Source organism: Microcoleus sp. B3-D2, assembly GCF_036705345.1.
Classification (GTDB): Bacteria; Cyanobacteriota; Cyanobacteriia; order Cyanobacteriales; family Microcoleaceae; genus Microcoleus.
In genome coordinates this window covers 14,833-37,878 of the sequence record NZ_JAUBUG010000032.1, presented here as the reverse complement: position 1 = coordinate 37,878, position 23,046 = coordinate 14,833, and the positions used below count along the sequence as shown (strand labels likewise).

Below are 23,046 nucleotides of genomic sequence, written 5' to 3'. Positions count from 1 at the left end.
CATGGGGCATTGGTAATTGGGGTATTCAAGGAACGAGGAAGTTCGGCAACGAGCAGTATACGGGATTTAAATGATTGAACGGATGGATGTTGAATTCAGAAATCAGAGGTCAGAAATCAGATTAATTCCCAATGCCCAATGCCCAATGCCCCATGCCCAATGCCCAATGACTATTGACTGCTGATAACTTTGATAATTTTTTCACCTGGATTGAGGTCAAAAACTCGATCGCCCGCAGCATCTTTCCCCCAAAAAGCTATAGCATCAATAGCCGATCGCAGCATGCGGCCTGAATTAGTAAAAAGTTTGACATCCGTACCCGGAACCGCCTGCAGCAAGCCAACTAAAGCATCTTTAGGCTCTGAGAAACGAAAAGCTTGAGTGCCAATTTCGCCCCGGTTAGTAAGTCTGACAGAACCTGCAGGCATTCGTTTTGCCCAACCCAACTCGGAAAATAGCACCAGACTGTCGTTCGGGTCGAGAGTGATGCAACCCACCAACTCTTCCTGCTTCCGCAACCTGGTTACTTGAGAACCCTGGGCCGCGCGGCCCATTGGCGGCAGTTGTTCATCATCAATCTCAAACCGGAGGACTCGGCCTCCTGAAGTTGCGATCGCCACTTGCTCCCCGACTTTAGCCAGACTCGCACAGCGCAGCCGATCGTCCTCCTTGAGTTTAACAACAGTAACGCCGCGATTAGTCAAATCAGCAAATTCCTGCATCGGCAAGCGCTTAATTTTCCCTTGCTGAGTCAGAGTTACTAAATCCGCCGCTTCCGAATTTTCCGGCAAAATAAAGTGTGCAACTGTGATTTCCGACAAAGCGCGACCGGCACTTTCTTTAGTAGCACTCGGCGACAACAAACTAACGATCGGCGTTCCCCGGTCTTTGGCGCTACTACTAGGAATATCGGCCACTTTCAGCGGGTAAGCTTTGCCGTTAGGAGTTAAGAAGACCAAAGTGCGATCGGTTTTCGTCAGATTTGCCGTCACAATAAAATCTTCATTTTTTTCTAAAGCTGAAACCGATTTTTCGCGACTTTTCGAGCGCGGTCGTTCCCCAGCCGGCAAGCGTCGCACGTACTGCTTGTGCGAAAATTCAACAATAGTTTCCTCTGCCTCTACAACTGGCAATAAGTTAGGCTGAATCGTTGCCGGCGACAACTGCTTCACCGCAGAATTTTTCTTACCAGAAAATTGTGGTTCGGCGTTTGCTGCGCGTGCAGTTCCATTGGCGAATTTAGTGCGGCGGGGGTCAGCGTACTTGCGTTTGAGCGATCGAAATTCCTTCTTTAAAGCCTTCAAAAGTTCGCGCCTGTCGCTCAACAACCGCTGCAATTCTTGAATATTAGCCATCAACTCATCAAACTCAGACTGCAAATTTTGCCTTTCTAAACCAGTCAGCCTCCGCATCGGCATCGCCAAAATCGCATCAGCTTGACTTTCGCTCAAATTGAGGCGAACTTGCAAAGTTTGCTTAGCAGTAGAGCCGTCAGGAGAATTTCTGAGAATGTCGATCGCTGTATCGAGATTTGTCAAAGCCAACATTAAGCCTTGGACAATATGACAGCGGCGTTCCGCAGCCTGCAACTCGTAATTGTAGCGGCGGGTAAGAGTCACTTCCCGGAAATCGAGAAATTCCTGCAACAATTGTCTGAGCGTCAACTGTCGCGGTTGACCGTTGACAATTGCCAGCAAAATCGCTCCAAAATTTGTTTGCAGGTCAGTTTGTTGGTAAAGGCGAGCCAGAACCGCTTCTGGGGTAAATTCCCGCTTGAGTTCAATCACAACTCGAATGCCTTCGCGATCGCTCTCGTCACGCAAATCAGAAATACCGTCGAGGCGGCCAGCATTGACCAACTCCGCCACCTTTTCAATCCAAGCCGCCTTATTTACCTGAAACGGAAACTCCGTCACCACGATCGCCGTTTTAGTACGCACCTTGCGATTACCTGGCACCTCTTCCACCCCGGCCACACCCCTGACCGCAATGCTGCCTCGACCCTTAGTGTAGGCGTCAACAATGCCCTCTGTAGCGACGATTTCCCCTCCGGTTGGAAAATCCGGGCCCGGAATCAGTTCTATCAACTTCTCGTCCGATAGTTCCGGGTTTTCAATCAAAGCAATTAAACCGTCTACCACCTCCCCCAAATTGTGCGGCGGGATATTAGTTGCCATCCCCACAGCAATGCCCGTACAGCCGTTGAGTAACAGAAACGGCAACTGAGCAGGCAGTGCCGTCGGTTCCTGCTGGGAATTGTCAAAGTTACCAGTAAAATCAACAGTTGCCTCGCCGACTTGGGTTAGCATAGCTTCGTGGGCGATCGGTGCTAGCCTCGTTTCCGTATAGCGCATAGCAGCCGCCGGATCATTGTCCACCGAACCGAAATTGCCGTGACCCGCCAGTAAAGGATAGCGGCTCGAAAACTCCTGAACCATGCGTACCAGAGCGTCGTAAACCGATTGGTCGCCGTGGGGGTGATATTTTCCCAAAACATCTCCAACAACCCGGGCGCACTTACGGTAAGGTCGGTCTGGCGTCAGACCGAGTTCGTGCATCGCATATAAAATTCGACGGTGAACTGGTTTTAAACCGTCGCGGACATCAGGCAAAGCTCGCCCGACGATCACACTCATGGCATATTCGAGGTACGATTGCTGCATCTCGGCGTGCAGAGGCGTAGAAATTACTTGCCCGGAAAGTAGGTTGAGTTGTTTAGCCATGAGTCTTTGTGTCCGTTAATTCCTGAGTGAAAACAGCCTCTGTCAATAATGCCGAGGTTGCCTGTCTCGATTGAAAAGCCTTTGCCGCAGGCGAACCGAAAGTTCGACCCAACCGCCCAGTTGAAGAATAAAAATAAACTTAACTTGTGAAAGCAGAATCAGAGTCCCGAAGACGGGCAACACTTGCCTCTTACTCTCCACTCTTACCCTAACCTCTATGTTGCCTTCATTTGCGCCTACCTGTCTATTTACCTTCTGCCGTGAGAAGGTTGATTCACAGGAGAACACGGAATGCCAGAAACTCAGAACGTAGTGAGGCTGTAGCTCTTCCTAGGAAAGCGTCACGAGGGACTTGAGTCCCCGTCAATCTATGATAGAATTTAATTGCAATTAGGAATAACCATCTACACGAAGAAATATTTTATTCAGGAGAAACCCCAGATTGATCTCGTCTCAGTACAGCCGTAGCGTGGATCAAGCAGCAATGGTTGACGATCGAGCTTACCGTATTTTGGCAAGCGTGATGGACTCTGAAAGTATTAAAAAAGAAAAGTAAGCCCAATTGGAATACCTCTGGTACTGGTACTTGTTCTGAGCGTGCTGAGAGTGAGAGTGTCAAAAATGCCGATATTGATGAATTATCAGTCAAAAGCTCTCCTGGCGATATCTCCTAGTCTGACATCCCCTTGATGAACGGAATCGTCGATATTTTAAGCCGTTTTGAGGGGTTAAAACTGAGAATTAGGAATCTCCAACAATCTCCGGTAGATTCGCTACTCCGAATGCAGTGGCGACGGGAGTATTGTAAATAAACATGGTTTGATTCTAATGAGGAGGAAGGAAAATAATTATTACACATTCCCGATTCTAACAATACTCCGGACAGTTTTTGGAACGATACTACAAGCTTACGCGGGGCAAGGAGCCTAAAAAAGTCGAATTAAATGTAAGTCAGGGGTGGAGCTGACATTGATTTAATTATCCACAGGGGCTGCGAAGTCAAGCGAGCCTAAGCCATTGGGCTATATAAAAACTGTCCGAACTATTGATTCTAATACCAGTTCAAAAAATAATGCAACTGTAGGCCCGTGCTCCAAACTGATATCCACGCAATCAGTTCCCATCTAAAATCTAAAATCTAAAATCTAAAATCTAAAATCTAAAATGGTAGAAGCCGGAGGCTTGACCGAAAGAGAGGATACTATAAGTCCAGGATGCACGGGTAGTCAGAAACCGGGTTTTTTCATAGCAATAGTTCGTTATAGCCCGCCAAAACGAGCAAAAATCCGGTTTCGAGGAGTCGTCCATGCGTCCTGGATTGTACTAGAAACCTGCTACCTGAGAATCTTGAGACTCTCACCAGTGCCAGGTCTAGTTATAAAAAACAACTAAACTGTCTGTGTGTAGTAGTCTAAATGATGGTACTGGATGCTTCTAGGCATCTGTAAACCCTCTCACAGCTAGTGGCTCAAGGATATACATACGGGTTTTGCAGGGTTCCCGGCTGATGGCGCTAAAAACTCTGCATTTTTGACGGGGAATGTACTCCCCGTGTCGTGTTCCTCTTTGGACTAAAGTCACAAAGTTTCTATACTTCCCATATTTATTTATGAAAACCGTTCTGATTGTAGAGGACGATTTGGTTAATGCTCGGGTTTTTTCCAAAATTCTGACTAAGCGGGGGGGCTTAGCCGTGAAGCACACGGAAAATGTTGAAGAGGTGATGCAGATTGCTGCCAACGGCGAAGCTGATTTGATTTTAATGGATGTGTCTCTTTCGCGCAGCGTGTACCAGGGCAAATCTGTTGACGGCATTAAGATTACTCAACTGCTCAAAGCTGACCCGCAAACGGCCTCGCTGCCGATTATTTTGGTGACTGCTCACGCGATGGCTGGTGATAAAGAAACATTTCTGGATCAAAGCGGTGCCGACGGTTACATCTCTAAACCTGTGGTAGACCATCAAGAGTTTGTGAATCAAATCAAGGCTTTGCTACCTGATTGAGTGAACCATACATGCAGAAGGAATAAGAAGGAAGAAGGAAAAAGGAAGAAGGAAGAAATAATTGTTTGTTTGAACCAACAAACAATTAAAACTTTAGAATTACAAAGTTTTCTTGAACTCTGAATCTTCCTTCTTCCTTCTTCCTTTGGATGTCCCATCGCACAATGCTATGAGTTCGGACTTGTAATTTGTGAGGAAAAATTTGAGATTTTTATGACGAGTGAAATCGAAGTGTGCGTTGCGGCGAGGAACCAAATTATCCTCAGCGAGCGCAACGCGCTTCGCTCATTCATGCAATCTCAAAACTATGATTAGTCTTCGTCCTCATCGAAGTCAAAACCGATATCATCATCATCATCGTCAACATCCGGTCCCAAGGAATCATCTTCAGTCTCAGCGACAAAATCGTCCTCATCAACCTCAACTTCCTCAAAATCCTCATCAGGCTCAAGATCAGACGGGCGCCCGATCTCAAAACCGCTCTCGATCGTATAAGCACGGCGCGCAGTACGGTCATCAAGTACCACATCCTCCTGTAAATCGTGGATGTCGTCATCAAACACAGCACCATCAAAACCCGCATCCTGGACCCCAGCATCCTCATAGGCATTGAACCCAGTACCGGCAGGAATCAGGCGACCGATAATCACATTTTCCTTCAGCCCCCGCAGCCAGTCAGACTTACCTTCGATCGCAGCCTCAGTCAACACCCGCGTAGTCTCCTGGAACGAAGCAGCGGAAATAAAGCTATCAGTATTCAGCGAAGCCTTAGTAATCCCCAGCAACACCGGAGTATAATCCGCCGGCGCTCCACCAGTAATTGACATCGCCTCGTTCACCTGCTCAACCTGCCGCAATTCTACCAACTCGCCAGGGAGCATAGTAGTATCGCCGCCATCTTCCATCCTGACTTTGTTGGTCATCTGGCGGACAATCACCTCGATGTGTTTATCAGAAATATCCACGCCCTGAGACTGATAAACCGACTGCACCTCATTCACCAAAAACGTCTGCACCTGTTGGAAACTCTCCAAGGCAGCCTCAAAAGTAGACTGCCGCTCCTTGAGCACGTGGAAGAACACCTCCAGAATTTCGTGAGGGTTAGCAGGCCCGTCGGTCAAAGCTTCGGCGACGCCGACGCGCTGTCCGTCGGAAACGATCGGGTTTTGACCAGGCAACAAAGGATACTCCTCAATCCGGCCATCATCCTCAATCACCGCAAGTTCCACAACATCGTCATCCGTAACCACGCGAGCCGTCCCCGGCCGCTTGGCTAAAATACAAGCTTCCTTCGGCTTCCGCCCTTCAAGAAGTTCCTCAATCCGTGGCAAACCCTGAATGATATCCCCAGTCTTTGCCCGCTCAAACACCAGAATCACCAAATTGTCACCCCGCTGCACCAAGTCGCCGTCGTCTACGTGCAGCACAGCACCGGCCGAAACCCGGTAAGGACGAGCCACCCTGAGCAAGAGTTTCGCCGATTCTGTCTCCGACGCAGGTACAACCTTCACAACTTGGCCGGACTCTTCGAGAACAACCCCCGGAGCTATTTCGGTACCAGCCACCAGCAGTTGACCCGGACTCACATCTGGCGTACCCGCCACAGAGATCGAAATAGAATCCGCATCTCGCATCACCAACAGTCGGCGCACTGGTTCGCCATGCCCCTCGCGGATGCCCCGAACGATGCCCGCTTCTTTGCAGAGAATCTCTGTGCGGGCGACTACTGCCCCGGGCGCGATCGACTGCCCATCTTCGACCAACAGCCGCGTGTGAGTGCTGCCCTGAGTCGGATCGGCAGACACATCCCGCCGAATCACCAGCGATTCCAAAATCACTAACTGCAAGCGGAAAGTCTTTGAAACTCGATCGCCCCCATCAGCCACAGCCATCGCCAACTCTTGCGACGCACTAGCGTCTTCAGGCGAACCCCAAGCCGGGCCCGAACCGTCCGCCCCAAAAGCCGTAGCATCCTCCTCATCCGGCAGCAGCTCGATATCCGCCGCCAGTTGCGGAGCTCCCGAACCAATTTCCAAGATAAGCTGAGTCCGCAGCAGTTCCAATCCCTCGACTGATTTGACGCGCTCCCCATCCTTATAAGGAAGTCGCTGCACCGCTTTCAAAGAGATCGACTCATTCAGCGCCGTCTGAGAAGGCACAGGTGGCTTATCCGGCACCGGAAACTCCACCACAGGCCGCAGCAGCAAAGCCGGGCCCTCGGGAGTTTCGATATACTCCGCATAGCCCAACTCTTCGGCAACCAAGCCTGGGAAAATTTCTTCACCGGCGTTGACGATTTGACCTTCCCCAAATGTTAGCGGCGGGCGGTCAACTACATGGAGTGTGCCCGGTTTGATCACAATTTCCCGGAGGATGTCATTTTTCTGAGTGATTTCCACTGCCCCGCTGGTTTGGCAGAAAATATCCTTAACGACTTCTGTACCGGCCTCAACGTACTGGCCGTCTTCCACCAGCAGCAATGAAATATCTTTATTTACCTCGTGGCACTCTTCCGGTATCCAGAGCAGAGTGCCGCCTTTAACGACTTCGTAGCCAAGTTTAGCTTTGCCGCGCTTGTGGACTTCCACCCCCCCGTACTTGACAATGCCCCCTGTAGCTGTGCGGTAGCTGTCGTCGAGCAGTTCGGCGACGACTTCCCCGTTAATCACTTTGCTCCCGGGAGCCGTCTTCAGGGAAAACCGCTGCTTAGAAGATGTTTCGATGGTGTAGTGGTCGCGGCCGCCTGCGCTTTCTGCCCGCACGACTGCTTGGTCGAGCAGGACTTGGGCGGTGATAATTTCAATTTCTCTGGGGTCAGCGATGCGGACTACGCCACCGTGTTCAGAGATGAGTTTGGTTTCGGCAATTACGCTTTCGGCCGGAATGCGATCGCCATTTTTCACTGCTGGTTCCGCGCCAGGGGGCAAGTTGTAGACCTCTCCTGAGAGAATCCAAATCAGCCCGCCTTTGCTGGCTGTGCGGGTTGTGTTCCCTTGGCGGTCGGTTTTTTCTTCAGGCACCAAATCAGCAAATTTGGCTTCTCCGGCTAAGTCGGAAGCCACGTCTGTAGTCACTTTTTCAGTGGTTTTGCGGGCGGCGCGACCGACGATCGGCACTTCTGCCAAAACTTGACCGGGAATGGCGCGCTGTCCGTCTTTGACCATCAGAGTAGAACCCTGGACGATCGCCAATTCGATTTTCAGTTTTTGATTTTTGGCGCCGGATTTCCCTTCTTCAAATCCGTCGCCTTCAAATACAAGTTTGCCGTTGTTTTCTGCCACCAGCGCTTCTTCGCCGTGTCTGGTGCGGAAGGAGCGAGTACGCAAGTTCTTGAATTTCACTACGCCCGGGAAGGGTGCGCGTTCTTGTTTCGCGACTTCTCCAGTGAATACGCCGCCGGTGTGGAAGGTACGCATGGTGAGCTGGGTTCCCGGTTCCCCGATCGACTGAGCTGCAATAATCCCGATCGCTTCTCCCATGTCCACCATTTTCAAGTGGGCGAGACTCCAGCCATAGCAGTGCTGACAAACCGATCGCGTAGATTCACAAGTCAGGGGCGATCGTAAATACACCTCTGCCACCCCAGAATTACCAATTTCCCCCGCCAACTCCTCGGTAATTGGCTGATTTCGCACGGCTTTTTCGCTGCCGTAAGACACGATTTCCCCGGTTTTGGGGTGCACCACATCTTTGGCGAACACCCGCCCTAGCAGCCTGTCCTTGAGGGGAATCAGCACTGTTGCTCCGTCCGTCATCGGCCGTACTCGAATTCCCCGCTGAGTCCCACAGTCCACTTCCCGCACAATTACGTCTTGGGACACATCCACTAAGCGACGTGTAAGATAGCCAGAGTCTGCCGTCCGCAAAGCTGTATCTACCAAGCCTTTGCGCGCGCCGTAGGAAGAGATAATGTATTCGGTGACGGTGAGTCCTTCGCGGAAGTTGGTTTTAATTGGCAAGTCGATGATTTCTCCTTGGGGGTCAGCCATCAATCCGCGCATTCCGACTAGCTGCCGCACTTGAGAAATGTTTCCCCGCGCCCCGGAGAATGCCATCATGTAGACCGAGTTTAGGGGGTCTGTGGCTCGGAAGTTTTTGACTACTTCGTCTTTGAGGTCTTCTGATGTGCTGTTCCAGGTATCGATTACTTTTTGGAAGCGTTCGACTTCGGTGATTTCGCCTCTGGTGTATTTTTGTTCGGTGATGCGGATTTCTTCTTCGGCGGCATCGAGGAGCGATCGTTTTGACGGGGGCACTTGCAAATCGTCTACGCTAATCGAAACTCCCGCTCGTGTCGCAAAGCGGAAACCCAAGTCTTTGAGTTTATCGGCCATTTGCGCTGTACGGGCCGTTCCGTAGTGCATGAAAGACCAAGAGATTAATTTTTTGAGCTGACCTTTGTCAACAACTCGATTGCGAAAAACAATTTCCTTATTTTCTGTCATTTTTCTGAGGAGTGGTAATTGGTAATTGGTAACTTTTACTGCCGTTCGACTTCGGTTTCCCTGAGCGAATCCGAAGGATGGAGGAACCGCGTAGCCGAAGTATTGGTAATTGGTAATTGGTAATTGGTAATTGATAAGTAGAGTGGCGGGAAAAAACAACAAGCCTTTTGTAGGGGTGGGTTTAGCGTATAAGGAAGAGAGCTAAGCTAGGAGATAAATGCACTCCCCTGCCCTTCCCACAATAAAGTTTACTTGCACCTACCTACTTAATTGGTAATGAGTAACTTTTACTGCCCTTCGACTTCGATCGGGAACCGCGTAGCCGAAGTATTGGTAAGTAGTAATGGGTAATTTTTCCGTCTTCAATCGCTATTATTTGGTAGCAATTATTGGCGAGTTATTACCCATTACCTGTTACCCATTACCTGTTACCCATTACCTCTTACCCATTCCCAATTTCTAATTGTTAATTACCGATTCGATCGTTTGGTGATAGATAATCCTGCCCGGAGTAGTGCGAATGAATTGATTGATCACTTTGCCCTCTCCGTCTTCCCGAACCCGGCGGAACTTGTATTCTTTCGTCACTATACCGTCGGTAGAGCGTTCCACCTTCAGCGGTTCTCCCTCGGGTTCTGCGTTTTCTATGGCGCCTTGAAACCTCACCCACACATAAGAGTGCAAGTCAACGATTCCTTGTTCGTAAGCTACAACCGCGTCGGTAAGGTTGGAGAAATAGTGACCGGCTCCTTTTTGAGCGTCAGGATTTTCGGCTGTCAAGTAATAGCAACCGAGCACCATATCTTGAGAAGGAGTAACGATCGGTCTTCCGGTTGCCGGCGACATAATGTTGTTAGAAGCCAGCATCAGCAAGCGCGCTTCCGCCTGAGATTCCAGAGACAAAGGCACGTGCACGGCCATTTGGTCGCCGTCAAAGTCAGCGTTAAAAGCCGGACAGACTAGCGGGTGAAGCTGAATTGCCCTCCCGTCCACCAAAATCGGCTCAAAGGCTTGAATCCCCAAACGGTGGAGGGTCGGCGCCCGGTTTAGCATTACCGGGTGTCCTTCAATCACCTCCTGAAGCACGTCCCAAACGCTGGGATCGTTGCGCTGGATCAGTTTTTTGGCAGCTTTGATGTTGTTGACCAATCCTTGGCGGATCAAGCGGTGGATGACGAAAGGCTGGAAAAGCTCGATCGCCATTTCCCTCGGCAAACCGCACTGATGAATTTTCAGTTTCGGCCCCACCACAATCACCGAACGCCCGGAGTAGTCAACCCGTTTCCCCAGCAAGTTTTGCCGGAAGCGACCTTGTTTCCCTTCAATGATGTCCGACAGCGACTTCAGCGGGCGGTTGTTTGCCCCCACCACTGTCCGGCCCCGGCGACCGTTGTCAATCAGCGCATCCACAGCTTCTTGCAGCATCCGCTTTTCGTTGCGGATGATAATCTCCGGCGCCAGAATTTCTTGGAGTCTCGCCAAGCGGTTGTTGCGGTTGATGACTCTCCGATAAAGATCGTTGAGGTCGCTGGTTGCAAAACGCCCGCCGTCTAACTGCACCATCGGCCGCAAGTCGGGGGGAATCACCGGAATCACATTGAGCACCATCCAATCGGGTTGAGATCCCGTAGCGATGAAGTTGTCAATTACCCGCAAACGTTTAATTAACTTCGCCCGTTTTTGACCTTTAGCATTGGCAATATCTTCCCGCAACTTTTCCGCTTCACTTTCTAGCGGAATATTTTGCAGCAAAACTTGCAAAGCTTCAGCACCAATCCCCACTTCTACACCTGTGAGTGTGGAATCTTCGCTGTAAAGTTCGTCTTCTATTTCCAGCCAAGCATCTTCGGTTAGCAATTGCTTGTATTGCAGTTTTTCGGCATTGCCGGGATTGAGAACAACATAGGCGTTGAAATAGACGATTTGTTCGACATCTCGCAGCGGCATATCTAACAGAATAGCCATGTAACTCGGGATGCCTTTGAGATACCAAACATGAGCTACTGGAGCTGCTAATTTGATAAATCCCATGCGATGGCGGCGGACGCGAGATTCAGTGACTTCTACACCGCATCTTTCGCAAACAATCCCTCTATGGCGAACTCGTTTGTACTTACCACAATGACATTCCCAATCTTTTGCAGGCCCAAAAATGCGCTCGCAAAACAAGCCGTCCATTTCAGGTTTTAATGTCCGGTAATTTATTGTTTCGGGTTTTGTCACTTCACCGGTTATCTGACCGTTGGGTAAAGTTCTCTCTCCCCACTGTCGAATTCTTTCTGGTGAAGCTAACCCTATCTTGACGTAATCAAAGCGTTGTTCTATTTTAGCCATTTTGACTCCGATTGATGATTTACAGTCGATTATTTGTGGTAATTTATCTTTTTTTTTTGCTTGTTTTGCGGCTTAAATCAATTTTATTCTCCTCTATATGTGACATTCCTTTTGATATCAGAAATGACATTTCTGGATACCCCCAATTCCTGAGCAATTTTAGCAATGGATTCTCCGGCTTGAATTCCTTCTCGGATCTCAATAGCTTGAGCAAAAGTTAGCTTGCGTTCGAGATGTCCACCCATGCGGGGAACTGGAACTTCTTGACCTTCTTCTTTCCAAGTGACGTGATACTTAATATCGTGTATGGTTTTGCGGCCGACACTGTATTCCTGTGCTACATCCTTCATCCTCTCTCCTGCTGCTAGCTTTTGTCGAATTTCTCGCACCTTTTCCCAATCTAATTTGGCATTGGAAAGAGGATGACTTTTTCCTTGAGTGCGTCCTTTCTTAGAAGCATCTAACAAATTTTGAGTGCGAGTTCCAGCCCAAAGGTGTTCTGGATTGATGCAACTGGGATTGTCGCAGGTATGACAAGCATCCATCGAAGTCGGAAGTTCATATCCTAATTTCTCGGCTAAAACAGCACGAGTCACTGATTTTGATTTTCCATTTTTCAAGTACCTGCCATAACCTGGACCGTCTTTTGAACCTTGGAAAATGATGCAGCCGCTGTCTTGAATTTCTCCTAAAAAATTGGGTGAAACTGTAGTGAAGTTATCGGGAATATTTGTCTGAAGTATCTTAGTAATAGTTTCATGTTGTACTCCATACTCTTTTGCTAGGTGGTTCTTGATGGTTCCAGATAAATATTTAGTCTGAATTTCCCGCAGTTGTGCGATCGACAATATGCCAATACCGGGAATACTTTTGCGTCTGGGAGTTTTGCGATCGCGCCCAATCATCTGCCCGGTATTCTCAGCAGCAGTACCTACTACCAGATGTGCCGGGTTGATGCAGCTTCGATTGTCGCAGGTATGGCAACCAAAATAACCGGAACCGAGGAACCCTGCTATTTTCGATTCGAGGACTAAACGGTGGACTAATACTGTTTTGCCATCGATCCACTTGCGCGCGTAACCGTTGCCAAACTTGCTCCCTTGCCAATTAATACAGCCCGTCGCCCGGTCAACTTCTCCTTGAATTCCTGGGACAACTGTTACAATATTCATGTTCAGCGTCTCTCCTGTTTAGAGCGTTGATTCGCCTCAGCAGTGGTACGAACACTGCTGAGGCATTTTAATTTGAGATTGTCGATTAAAGATTAAAGAATTGAATGCTGTCAAAAAATCTTTAATCTTTAATCTTTAATGCCTAATCCTCGTCAAGTTCGTCACGAGAAAGCGATTCGTAAGTAGGCCGGGAGGGCGATCGCTTGCCCCCAGCATCTGCCATCAAATCCACCTCAACGTGCTCGCTGCCCTCGTCGGACGTATTCACCTTGTGCACGGCAATATCCAAGCACAAAGACTGCAACTCCCGCATCAGCACCTTGAAAGATTCCGGCGTACCGGGGCGCGGAATAGCTTTGCCTTTGACGATCGCATTCAGCGCTTCATTCCGCCCCTGCATATCGTCCGACTTCACAGTCAGCAACTCTTGCAAAGTATAAGCTGCGCCGAACGCTTCCAGAGCCCAGACTTCCATTTCTCCGAACCGCTGACCCCCCTGCTGCGCTTTGCCGCCCAAAGGCTGCTGCGTTACCAGCGAGTAAGGGCCTGTGCTGCGGGCGTGGATCTTATCATCTACCAAGTGAACCAGCTTCAGCATATAGGCGATGCCGACTGTGATCGGGCGATCGAACGGTTCCCCAGTTCGGCCATCGTAGACAATAGTCTTGCCGGGGTGCTTTTCGTTAAACACCCAAGGCTTGCCGGTTTTTTCGCGCGCCTCCTGTAACTTGCCGTGTACGGTTTCGCGAGACTTTTCAGCGCCGTGCATTTCATCAAAAGGCACCATCTTGAACCGCATCGACAGATTTTCGCCCGCCCATCCCAGCAAGCACTCAAAAATCTGACCCACGTTCATCCGCGACGGTACGCCCAAGGGATTGAGCACTATGTCAACGGGAGTCCCGTCGGGCAAATAAGGCATATCCTCCATCGGCAGAATCCGGGACACAATACCCTTATTCCCGTGGCGGCCGGCCATTTTGTCGCCGACTTGAATCTTCCGCTTTTGAGCTACGTAGACGCGGACGACCATGTTGGCGCCCGGGGGCAGTTCGTCGCCCTGTTCGCGGGTAAACACCCGCACGTCCACCACGCGACCTTTTTCGCCGTTAGGGACGCGGAGGGAATTGTCGCGCACATCGCGGGCTTTTTCGCCGAAGATTGCCCTCAGCAGTTTTTCTTCCGGCGGTTGGTCGGATTCGCCTTTGGGGGTGACTTTGCCGACTAGGATGTCGCTGGCTTCTACCCAGGCTCCTTTGCGGATAATCCCCTGTTCGTCTAGCTGACGCAGCGCGTCTTCGCCGACGTTAGGAATTTCGCGGGTGATTTCTTCGGGACCGAGTTTGGTTTGGCGGGCTTCGATTTCGTATTTTTCAATGTGGATCGAAGTGTAGACATCTTCGTACACTAAACGCTCGCTGATTAGCATCGCGTCTTCGTAGTTGTAGCCTTCCCAAGGCATATAAGCTACGAGGATGTTGTGACCCAGAGCGAGTTCTGCCCCTTCGGTGGAGGAACCGTCGGCGAGAACTTGACCTGCTACGACTCGATCGCCCTCATAAATCAGCGGACGCTGATTTAAGCAAGTATCCTGGTTAGAACGCTGATATTTTTGCAGTTCGTGTTCGATGCAGCCAGCATATTTTTGCTTCCAAACCGACGGCTGTTTGACTTTAAGATCGTCGTATTCCTTAATCAGGAAATGTTCTTCGCTGGAATTCGATTCGGCATCTACAGCCAGGGGTTTGACAATAATCCGGGTAGCGTCGATGTAAATCACCTCGCCGTCGATCCGGGAAACCACAACCATCCCGGAATCTCGGGCCGCCTGAGCTTCCAAGCCCGTACCGACGAGGGGCCGTTCTGGTTTCAGTAGCGGCACAGCTTGCCGCTGCATATTCGAGCCCATCAGAGCTCGGTTGGCGTCGTCGTGTTCCAAGAACGGAATCAGCGATGTCGCTACGGAGACGATTTGCACGGGCGAAATCGCCATGTAGTCCACCTGCATCGGTGTAGTCGTCGTAAATTCTTGGCGGTAGCGGACGGCTACGGTTTCGCCCAAGAGGTTGTTGTTTTCGTCGAGGCTGATGTCTCCGGGGGCGACGCGCAAATCGTCTTCTTCATCGGCTGTCATGTAAACGGGGGCTTTGTCGCGCAGCACCCGTCCTTTTTCTACTGGATAAAAAGGAGTTTCAATGAAGCCGTAGGGGTTGACGCGGGCGTGGGTTGCCAAGGAACCGATCAGACCGGCGTTAGGGCCTTCTGGTGTTTCGATCGGGCAAATCCGGCCGTAGTGAGACGGGTGAATGTCCCGTACTGCAAACCCGGCGCGCTCGCGAGTCAGACCTCCAGGGCCCAAGGCGGAAAGCCGACGTTTGTGCGTTAGTTCTGCCAGAGGGTTGGTTTGATCCATGAACTGCGATAGCTGGGAGGAACCGAAGAATTCCTTGATTGCTGCTACCAGCGGTTTGGGGTTGACCAGAGAAGCGGGGCTGAGGGAGTCGGCATCCGAGACGGTCATTCTTTCGCGGATGATCCGTTCTAAGCGGTTGAGTCCGACGCGCACTTGGTTTTGCAGCAGTTCTCCGACACTGCGGACGCGACGGTTGCCTAAGTGGTCGATGTCGTCGGTGGAGCCGATGTCGAATTCGAGGTTAATTAAGTAGTCGATCGCGGTCAAGATATCTTGCGATGTCAGCACCCGCGTGGTATCGGGGACTGTCAAGCGCAATTTTTTGTTTAGTTTGTACCGGCCGACTCGGCCCAAATCGTAGCGTTTGGGGTCGAAAAAGCGCGAGTTGAGGAGCTGTTCGCCGCCCGCCACGGTGGGGGGCTCGCCTGGACGGAGTTTGCGGTAGAGCTCCATCAAAGCTTCTTCTTCGCCGAATTGTCCTTCTTTCTCGATCGTTTTTTGGAAGTATTCCGGGTGGCGGAGGGAGTCGTAGATTTCGCCGTCTGTGAGTCCGAGGGCTTTGAGCAGCACCTGGGCTGAGAGTTTGCGGGTTTTGTCGATTCTGACCCAGACTAAATCGTTTTTGTCTGTTTCAAATTTCAGCCAAGCACCTCGGTTGGGGATCAGGGAGGCATTGTAGGAACGGCGACCGTTTTTGTCGGTTTCCGATTTGTAGTAGACGCCTGGGGAACGCACGATTTGGTTGACAATCACCCGTTCCGCGCCGTTGATAATGAAAGTGCCGCGCTCGGTCATCAAGGGCAAATCGCCGATGAAGACTTCTTGTTCTTTGATTTCCCCTGTTTCTTTGTTAATCAGGCGGGTGGGGACGTACATTTGCACCGAGTAGGTGCTGTCCCTGCGCTTGGCTTCGTCCACATCGTATTTCGGGCGCTTGAGTTTGAAGTCTTTGCCCATGAAGTGGAGTTCCAGCTTTCCCGTGTAGTCTGTAATCGGGGAGAAGCTGTCGAGTTCTTCGATCAGCCCGGCTTCTAGGAACCAGCGAAAACTTGCCCGCTGGATTTCGATCAAATCGGGCAAGGTGAAGGCGAATTCTGTGTAATCTTTAGTGGTCATGGGGGTCCTTTTTCCGCAGTGGCTCTAGCTTTTTCCATGGCGCCAAGGCTGGGCTTTTTTACCTTGTTGCGTTTTTTTGATTGATTGTGTGAGAGAATTTATATGATGTTTTCGATCGCCTGCCAACTGCTGCAACGGTTATTTTTGCTGGTGGCTCGCAGTATTTTTGTGCGAATTTTAGTTTCGATCCCGATGCTTTTAGCTCCGATATCGTGGTATCCCGGGGTAAATTCCCTACACTTTTGACTCCTAAAATTGACTTGACAGCTATTGCCAAATTGCTGAGGTTCCAAGTTTCTTCTGATGTGTAAGTTTGAGTGTGTAAGTTTGAGGTATTGCGTGAAGTTTTTGCCGATCCCGAAGGTTAGCGTACTCGCGTTGTGTTGGCATTTCCGGGGCGACATCGCAGTCGCGGATACTAAGCCAACGCCCGATCGGGCGGTTCTTTTTATTATAGGACGCAAATCCGATCGCAGCAGCCAACGCCAAAAGAATCTCCAATAAAGGATGAATCCGGTTTTTCCGGCAGGATAGAAATGAAATTGTCCCGATCGCTGGCTCCTAAATCGACCTGTTTTCCTCGTTTCTCTGTTCTGCTATAACTAAACTGAAAAGCCGAATAGCTGACAGGCATTTTCGGTTGTCTGCTGGGACAAAGTTAAGAGAGAAACTCCTCTCAATTTAGCAACTTGCTCGGCTACGTAGTAGACGTAGGCTGGTTCGTTGCGTTTTCCCCGCTGGGGTACGGGGGCGAGAAAAGGGCAATCTGTCTCGACTAGGATGCGATCGCTATTTACCATACAAGCTGATTCTTGTATTTGCAAGGCTTTTTTAAAGGTTACTGTTCCGCTAAAACTGATGTAGAAACCTAGGTCTAAAAACCACTGGGTTTCTTCGGGCGTGCCTCCCCAGCAGTGCATGACCCCGCGCACTGGCCCGCGTGTTTGCCAAAAGTTCCTCAGCATTTCGGCCATTGGGGCGGCGGCGTCGCGACAGTGGATAATGACTGGTTTGTCAAGTTCCTGGGCGATTTCAAGCTGTGCCTCAAACACTTTAAACTGGTGTTCTCGATCGTCAGCTTTATAAAAGTCCAGTCCGGTTTCGCCGATCGCCACTACCCTAGAGTCCGAATTCGCTAATTCCCTAATCTGGCTCGCCGTCTCGTCTGTCCACTTCTCGGCATCTAGGGGGTGGAGTCCAACCGCAAACGAGACTTCGGCAAACTGATTGGCGATTGCTTGAATGCCGGCAAACTCTTCTGGATCTACACAAGAATGAACCAACCGAACTACACCAGCTTCGCGCCAGCGTTCTCGAATGGCTTCTAATTCAGATTTGTAGGTCTCAAAGTTGATATGAACGTGAGTGTCGATGAGCTGCATGGGGGAAGCAGATTAGAGGTGATACGGGAGAGTCCTGGTGGGATAGGGCGAGGGCGGGTGAGAGAGTCTGGGAGTGGGAGTGGCAGAGAGTGTGTGGGAAAAATCTTCCGTCTTCTTTCTTCCTTCTTCCTTCTTCACCCTTGACTTCTTCACCCTTGACTTCTTCCCTCAACATCCATCCCTTCAATCTTGTACACTGCTTCGTTGCCGAACTTTCTGCTTCCTTAAGATGCTACCGATGATTGTTCATGTGGCTTGAGGGTTCTTGCCAAGCGGGACTTTTTGCGAGCGCCGTTGTTGCGGTGGAGTACACCTTTTTTGACAGCTTTGTCAATTTTGCTGTAGGCCTCAGACATTCGCTGCTGAACTTCTTGCATTAATTCCGGGCTCGGAGCTGCGGCGTACTTGTCTACGGCAGCGAAATACTTCTTCATCAAAGTTTTGACCGCTGACTTGTAAGATTTGTTGTACAAGCGGTTACGTTCGGCGATTTTGACTCGTTTGACGGCGGACTTAATATTTGCCATAGTTCAGTTGCTGGAAGTAGGTATTCATTGATACACCTTAGTCTCAAGAGAGTCCCAAGACACGGGGATTTTGAAGGACAACCTTTTCGGGATCGATCCGCAAAAAGCTTGATTTTTAAAGGCGGAGTGAGACAGCCAACTTTCCATTAGCTCAGATTGAGCTGAGTCTGTGGCTACTTTTCGGCGACGCCCGCGCAATAATTTTTTATTGACTCATTTAACTACCTGTTTTTTACCCCTGACAATACCCATAAGGTAGAACATGGGTGTTACAGAGGCGTTTTGCGGTGTTTCCACCGTCACGAGTTAAAGTCACGGTTTCTTGCGCGCAATTTTCAAGTATACAATAATTTGGCGTTTTTTTATAAAAAAATTATCAGGTGTTGGAAAAACTAATATAGCACCTATTCTGCTTAAAATCCAATTCTCTGAAAAATCCAAGTTAAGCTATAACAAAGAATACGGGTTATTTGGGCTTCGGCAAGAAGCACTTACCGAAGGTAGAAGGTAAAAAGCTGAAGGTAGAAGGTAAAAGGTAGAAGACAGCCGGATCGGAAGGTAGAAGGTAGAAGGCAGAATCAAAATTCTCCCGCTCGAACACTCTCCCTCTCGGATATTATCGGGGTCGGACACTCTCCCCTTCTGCGTTCCCACCCTCTCCCTCCGCAACCGGTTCTCTGGCGGGCAATTCAAGAGAGAAGGTTGTGACTTGTCCTCAGTGTTGCAAAATCCTCGACAGAGATTTAAACGCTGCACTGAAGCCTTGGAAAATGCCGCGACTCTCGCGGTTTAAGCTTGTGGACTGGTGGTGGCCTACTTCTCTAGGAGAACGCCACAAAAATCCCCAATTGTCAAGCAAATGTTAGTGAAGTTATAGACGGCATTCCTAATCTCCATGCTGCGAATCATTACTCAGTGGGTTGAGGCACAAGCTGAACTGCGACGGATCTGCGATCGCACCCATGACGAACTTGTCGTTCACAAAGAAGCCACCGTGCGGGAGGTGCTGCAAGCTGTAAGGCGCAGAGGCGATCAGGCTGTGCTGCACTACACTGCTGAATTTGACCGCATGACCCTAAATGTGGAAGATTTACGGGTCAGCGGCGCCGAATTGGATGCTGCTTACCAGCAGGTGTCGAAAGAATTATTAAATGCCATCCGGCTGGCTTGCAAACAGGTAGAGGCGTTTCACCGACAGCGCGTACCCAAGTCTTGGGTGCAGTTTGGCGATGACGAGATTGTTTTGGGCAAGCGCTACACGCCGGTCGATCGAGCGGGAATCTACATTCCTGGGGGTCAGGCGTCCTATCCGAGCTCGGTGATCATGAATGCGGTTCCTGCGAAGGTCGCCAAGGTGCCGAGACTCGTGATGTGTACTCCCCCCGGACAGGAGAAGAAAATGAATCCTGCGGTGCTGGTAGCGGCTCAGGAAGCGGGAGTTGATGAGATTTATCGGGTCGGCGGGGCGCAGGCGATCGCGGCTTTAGCCTACGGTACGGAAACTATTCCGAAGGTGGACTTAATTACTGGGCCGGGGAATATTTACGTCACCCTGGCTAAAAAACTGGTTTACGGGACTGTGGGGATCGATTCTCTGGCTGGCCCGTCGGAAGTGTTGATTATTGCTGATGGTTCGGCGAATCCTGTGCACGTGGCTGCAGATATGTTGGCTCAAGCTGAGCACGATTCGATGGCGTCGGCAATTTTGCTGACGGCGGATTCGGTGCTGGCTAGGAAGGTGGTGGCTGAGGTAGACAGACAGTTGGCAAATCACCCGCGCCGAACTTTAACAGAAAAGGCGATCGCCAACTATGGTTTAGTCGTAGTAGTTGACTCGCTCAAAGCGGCGGCGGAACTCTCTAACGAATTTGCCCCGGAACACTTGGAATTGCAAGTTGCAGATCCTTGGGCTTTGCTCGACCAAATTCGCCACGCTGGGGCGATTTTCTTGGGCTGCTCGACGCCGGAAGCTGTAGGTGATTATTTGGCTGGCCCGAATCACACTTTGCCGACTTCTGGTGCTCCGCGCTATGCGTCGCCGCTTGGTGTCGAAACTTTTATGAAGCATTCGAGTTTGATTCAATATTCGCCGACTGCACTTAAGAAGGTGAGTAGGGCGATTAATGTTTTGGCGGAAGCAGAGGGGCTTCCTTCTCACGCTGATTCGGTGCGGCTGCGGACTGAAAATGAGGGAAAGGGTGAGTTTTAGATGGTAAATTTAAGTAGATGATAGGCAAAATACATAGGTCGTCAAAAGCGAGTGAAATGCAATGAAAGGAAGCAATTCTCTTGCGATTATGGTAGCTTTACATTCTGTGACAAGCGGCTCAGTTTATTTGCACCTATCTACTTACGCAATGCGGGTTTAAGAAACCCGGTTTCTTCCAGAATCTTGCTTAAATGACGCAATTATGTTAAGAAACCGGGTTTCTGGGTAGGCAATAATGATGTTGGTGGGAAGCGCGACGAAATTGTGGAAAGTAGGCGACAATCAACGAAAAATTTAAAGTCTAAATATCTGAAATTTAAAGGTGCATGGTATTGAATACTGTTTTGGTAGCGATCGACAATTCAGAGTTAGCGACTCAGGTACTGCAAGTTGTAGGACAATTTCAGCTAGAACCGACGGCAAAGGTGATTCTAGTTCATGTTGTCAGTTCTGGTACGTCGGATTTTGACGCGGTTGTCGATCGACCTCATGCTCAGGGAGATGAGATTGCTTACCGAGAGGTAGAGAAGTTGCTGCAATCTTATCAGGAAAAGTTGCCTTGCCAGAGCGAATTGGAGATTGTTTCGGGACAACCAGCAGAGGAAATTTTGCGTTTGGCTAATATTTATAAAGTAGACTTAATTGCGATCGGCTGTCGCGGTTTGACTGGTTTAAAGCGGATTTTAGAGGGTTCGGTGAGTGCAGAGGTTGTCGCTGAAGCTCCTTGTTCGGTGTTGGTGGTGCGGGCTAGGTAGGTAGGGGGAATTGAACCGCAGAGGTTGACAGTGCGATCGGCTGATTGATATTTTACTAAATTTCTTTCTGGATCAAGCCTTCCATAGAATAATCATGAGCCTGACTCTCAACATCCCTACAATCAATGATGATCTGAAGGATTTTGACAAACTGTTTCAACTTTTGGAGCAACTAAATGAGGATTGCTCAGAAGTAATTATTGACTTTTCTAAATGTTATTTTCTGAAACCAAATGCAGTTGCTTTTCTGGGAGGATTGATTCGTCTCATTCAATCCCGCTCGATAAAATTAAGCATTGATCGGGATAGTATTCATAACAACGTAAAAATGAATCTTAAACAAAACGGATTCATTTATGCTTTCTGTGAGAATCAAGAACCTTGGCAGGGTAATTCTATCCCTTATCGAGAAGATAAAAAACAAGATAAAGATGGCTTGGTTGACTACCTAGCAGAAAAATGGCTAGGACGAGACTGGGTTGATATAAGTCAAAACTTGCGAAACGTCATAGTAGGAACCGTTTGGGAGATTTACGCCAACGCCTTTGAGCATGGGCAAACAGATATCGGAGTCTTTAGCTGTGGACAGCACTACCCCACGCTAAAGGAACTAAAACTGACTGTAGTTGACTTCGGTGTTGGGATTCCCAAAAATGTCCGCCTATTCCGAAATCTCCCTGATTTACCAGCAGACGAAGCCCTAAAATGGGCATTTGAAGCTGGAAATACCACCAGGCGCGGTAATGTCGCTGGAGGCGTTGGACTTGACTCTTTGAAAAGATTTGTAAAGATGAATAGAGGAAAGTTGGAGTTTTTCAGTCACAATGGGTATGTCCTGATTAACAAAGATGAGGAAACTTACCAAAATCGCCAAACTTTTTTCGGAGGGACACTGGTTAACATTACCCTCCAATGTGATGAAGCTAGTTATGTGCTGGCTTCTGACACCGACGGCGAAACCCCACTTTTCTGAGGGAAATTCTGAAATATGAAATCTTACAAGATTGGCACTCTGATTGGCAAAACTTGCATGACACCCGATGACGGTATGAAGGTGTATGAGTTGACTTACCCAGAACTACTGGCAGAGCACGCTGTGGAACTAGATTTTGATGGTGTAGAGATTTTTGCATCTCCCTTTTTCAATTTTGCTATTGGACAGCTACTTAGGGATATCTCCCCAGATACTTTAAACAGTCTGTTAAAATTTTCTAATCTCAACCCCGTAGGCAATCAGATACTTAAACAGGTAATTAAGAACTCAAAACGCTACTACGCAACAGATGATGCAACCCGCAATGCAATCAATGAAATTGTCAGTCAACAGGTGGGAAATGTATAATGGCAGTCCAATATGCAGTCAAGGCTGAGGTAGTGAATATCCAGTTTGACACGCCTCAAAAAGATGACATTTTTCTGGTAGATACTAATGTCTGGTACTGGCTGACTTACACTAAAGCCAGTACCTCGGCTCCTCACTATCAAAATCAAATTAATGATTATTCTGCTTATTTAAGAAAAATTATTTCTGCTCAAGGATTGCTTTTATATTGTGGTCTTTCCTTAGCAGAGTTAGCACATAATATTGAACAGGCGGAACGAAAAATTTTTTCGACTACATTACAGACAAAAGAATATCGCCATAATTACTCAACAGAAAGAGCTAACGTAGTAGCTGAAGTTGTAGCTGCTTGGAGTCAGGTAACATCTATTGCTGTATCGACTGATGTAACAGTTGATGAAACTACAACTAACGCATCTTTAACCAGATTTCAAACTCAGCTTTTAGATGGCTACGATCTCCTGATTTTGGAAGCGATGGATAAAGCAGGGATAGTTCAAGTAATTACTGATGATGGTGATTATGTGACTGTTCCTGGGATCAAAGTTTTTACTGCTAACCGTAATGTAATTACGGCAGCAAGAAATCAAGGTAAGCTGATTACTAGATAAGAAATAAGACCA

General features: G+C 49.1%; 14 protein-coding genes. 6 read left to right on the top strand and 8 right to left on the bottom strand.

All coding sequences use genetic code 11. The features are described from left to right. Positions 1–170: 170 nt before the first annotated feature. The gene (gene gyrA, locus QUB14_RS14050) at positions 171–2,723 is read right to left on the bottom strand and encodes a DNA topoisomerase (ATP-hydrolyzing) subunit A (protein ID WP_333217586.1); all 2,553 of its coding nucleotides are present in this window, start codon (positions 2,721–2,723) and stop codon (positions 171–173) included. Positions 2,724–4,332: 1,609 nt separating this feature from the next. On the opposite strand from gyrA, the gene QUB14_RS14045 reads away from it, so the two are divergent. Then, entirely contained in the window at positions 4,333–4,728 is a 396-nt protein-coding gene (locus QUB14_RS14045) for a response regulator (RefSeq protein WP_006632892.1), read from the top strand. A 311-nt stretch (positions 4,729–5,039) separates the two neighbouring features. Here QUB14_RS14045 and QUB14_RS14040 read toward each other — a convergent pair whose 3' ends face one another. From QUB14_RS14040 to rpsT, 7 genes are all read right to left on the bottom strand, one after another. Beyond that, positions 5,040–9,173, bottom strand: a complete 4,134-nt coding sequence (locus tag QUB14_RS14040; protein ID WP_333217585.1) for a DNA-directed RNA polymerase subunit beta'' — start codon at positions 9,171–9,173, stop codon at positions 5,040–5,042. A 459-nt stretch (positions 9,174–9,632) separates the two neighbouring features. Next, positions 9,633–11,507, bottom strand: coding sequence for a DNA-directed RNA polymerase subunit gamma (locus QUB14_RS14035; RefSeq protein WP_333217584.1), 1,875 nt, complete (start codon positions 11,505–11,507; stop codon positions 9,633–9,635). 83 nt (positions 11,508–11,590) lie between these two features. Continuing rightward, entirely contained in the window at positions 11,591–12,679 is a 1,089-nt protein-coding gene (locus QUB14_RS14030) for a helix-turn-helix domain-containing protein (protein WP_333217583.1), read from the bottom strand. Positions 12,680–12,821: 142 nt separating this feature from the next. Next, positions 12,822–16,208 (bottom strand): DNA-directed RNA polymerase subunit beta, encoded by a 3,387-nt coding sequence (gene rpoB / locus QUB14_RS14025; RefSeq protein WP_333054817.1) that lies wholly within the window; start codon positions 16,206–16,208, stop codon positions 12,822–12,824. 451 nt (positions 16,209–16,659) lie between these two features. Next, positions 16,660–16,842 (bottom strand): hypothetical protein, encoded by a 183-nt coding sequence (locus tag QUB14_RS14020; protein ID WP_333217582.1) that lies wholly within the window; start codon positions 16,840–16,842, stop codon positions 16,660–16,662. Continuing rightward, positions 16,811–17,590: a TatD family hydrolase gene (locus QUB14_RS14015; protein WP_333217581.1), complete on the bottom strand. Its 780-nt coding sequence runs from the start codon at positions 17,588–17,590 to the stop codon at positions 16,811–16,813. Before QUB14_RS14015 ends, QUB14_RS14020 begins: the two co-directional genes overlap by 32 nt. A gap of 224 nt (positions 17,591–17,814) precedes the next feature. Further along, positions 17,815–18,117, bottom strand: a complete 303-nt coding sequence (rpsT, locus tag QUB14_RS14010) for a 30S ribosomal protein S20 (RefSeq protein WP_190660452.1) — start codon at positions 18,115–18,117, stop codon at positions 17,815–17,817. A gap of 895 nt (positions 18,118–19,012) precedes the next feature. On the opposite strand from rpsT, the gene hisD reads away from it, so the two are divergent. From hisD to QUB14_RS13985, 5 genes are all read left to right on the top strand, one after another. Continuing rightward, positions 19,013–20,326 carry a histidinol dehydrogenase gene (gene hisD, locus QUB14_RS14005; protein WP_333217580.1) on the top strand — a complete coding sequence of 438 codons (1,314 nt, stop codon included), beginning with the start codon at positions 19,013–19,015 and terminating at the stop codon, positions 20,324–20,326. A 326-nt stretch (positions 20,327–20,652) separates the two neighbouring features. Further along, on the top strand, positions 20,653–21,081 hold the full coding sequence (locus tag QUB14_RS14000) for a universal stress protein (RefSeq protein WP_333217579.1): 429 nt from the start codon (positions 20,653–20,655) through the stop codon (positions 21,079–21,081). Between the two features lie 163 nt (positions 21,082–21,244). Then, positions 21,245–22,054, top strand: coding sequence for an ATP-binding protein (locus QUB14_RS13995; protein WP_333217578.1), 810 nt, complete (start codon positions 21,245–21,247; stop codon positions 22,052–22,054). Between the two features lie 15 nt (positions 22,055–22,069). Then, entirely contained in the window at positions 22,070–22,423 is a 354-nt protein-coding gene (locus tag QUB14_RS13990; RefSeq protein WP_333217577.1) for an STAS-like domain-containing protein, read from the top strand. Then, positions 22,423–23,034, top strand: coding sequence for a hypothetical protein (locus QUB14_RS13985; protein ID WP_333217576.1), 612 nt, complete (start codon positions 22,423–22,425; stop codon positions 23,032–23,034). The genes QUB14_RS13990 and QUB14_RS13985 overlap by 1 nt, the downstream gene beginning before the upstream one ends. Positions 23,035–23,046 lie beyond the last annotated feature (12 nt).

What these genes read in the sequence shown, in the direction of transcription:
- gyrA (WP_333217586.1), bottom strand. Translation starts at nt 2,723, where the DNA reads ATGGCTAAACAACTCAACCTACTTTCCGGGCAAGTAATTTCTACGCCT.
- QUB14_RS14015 (WP_333217581.1), bottom strand. Translation starts at nt 17,590, where the DNA reads ATGCAGCTCATCGACACTCACGTTCATATCAACTTTGAGACCTACAAA.
- QUB14_RS13990 (WP_333217577.1), top strand. Translation starts at nt 22,070, where the DNA reads ATGAAATCTTACAAGATTGGCACTCTGATTGGCAAAACTTGCATGACA.
- QUB14_RS13985 (WP_333217576.1), top strand. Translation starts at nt 22,423, where the DNA reads ATGGCAGTCCAATATGCAGTCAAGGCTGAGGTAGTGAATATCCAGTTT.
- QUB14_RS14040 (WP_333217585.1), bottom strand. Translation starts at nt 9,173, where the DNA reads ATGACAGAAAATAAGGAAATTGTTTTTCGCAATCGAGTTGTTGACAAA.
- rpsT (WP_190660452.1), bottom strand. Translation starts at nt 18,117, where the DNA reads ATGGCAAATATTAAGTCCGCCGTCAAACGAGTCAAAATCGCCGAACGT.
- QUB14_RS14030 (WP_333217583.1), bottom strand. Translation starts at nt 12,679, where the DNA reads ATGAATATTGTAACAGTTGTCCCAGGAATTCAAGGAGAAGTTGACCGG.
- QUB14_RS14020 (WP_333217582.1), bottom strand. Translation starts at nt 16,842, where the DNA reads ATGCCTGTCAGCTATTCGGCTTTTCAGTTTAGTTATAGCAGAACAGAG.
- QUB14_RS14000 (WP_333217579.1), top strand. Translation starts at nt 20,653, where the DNA reads ATGGTATTGAATACTGTTTTGGTAGCGATCGACAATTCAGAGTTAGCG.
- QUB14_RS14035 (WP_333217584.1), bottom strand. Translation starts at nt 11,507, where the DNA reads ATGGCTAAAATAGAACAACGCTTTGATTACGTCAAGATAGGGTTAGCT.
- hisD (WP_333217580.1), top strand. Translation starts at nt 19,013, where the DNA reads ATGCTGCGAATCATTACTCAGTGGGTTGAGGCACAAGCTGAACTGCGA.
- QUB14_RS14045 (WP_006632892.1), top strand. Translation starts at nt 4,333, where the DNA reads ATGAAAACCGTTCTGATTGTAGAGGACGATTTGGTTAATGCTCGGGTT.
- rpoB (WP_333054817.1), bottom strand. Translation starts at nt 16,208, where the DNA reads ATGACCACTAAAGATTACACAGAATTCGCCTTCACCTTGCCCGATTTG.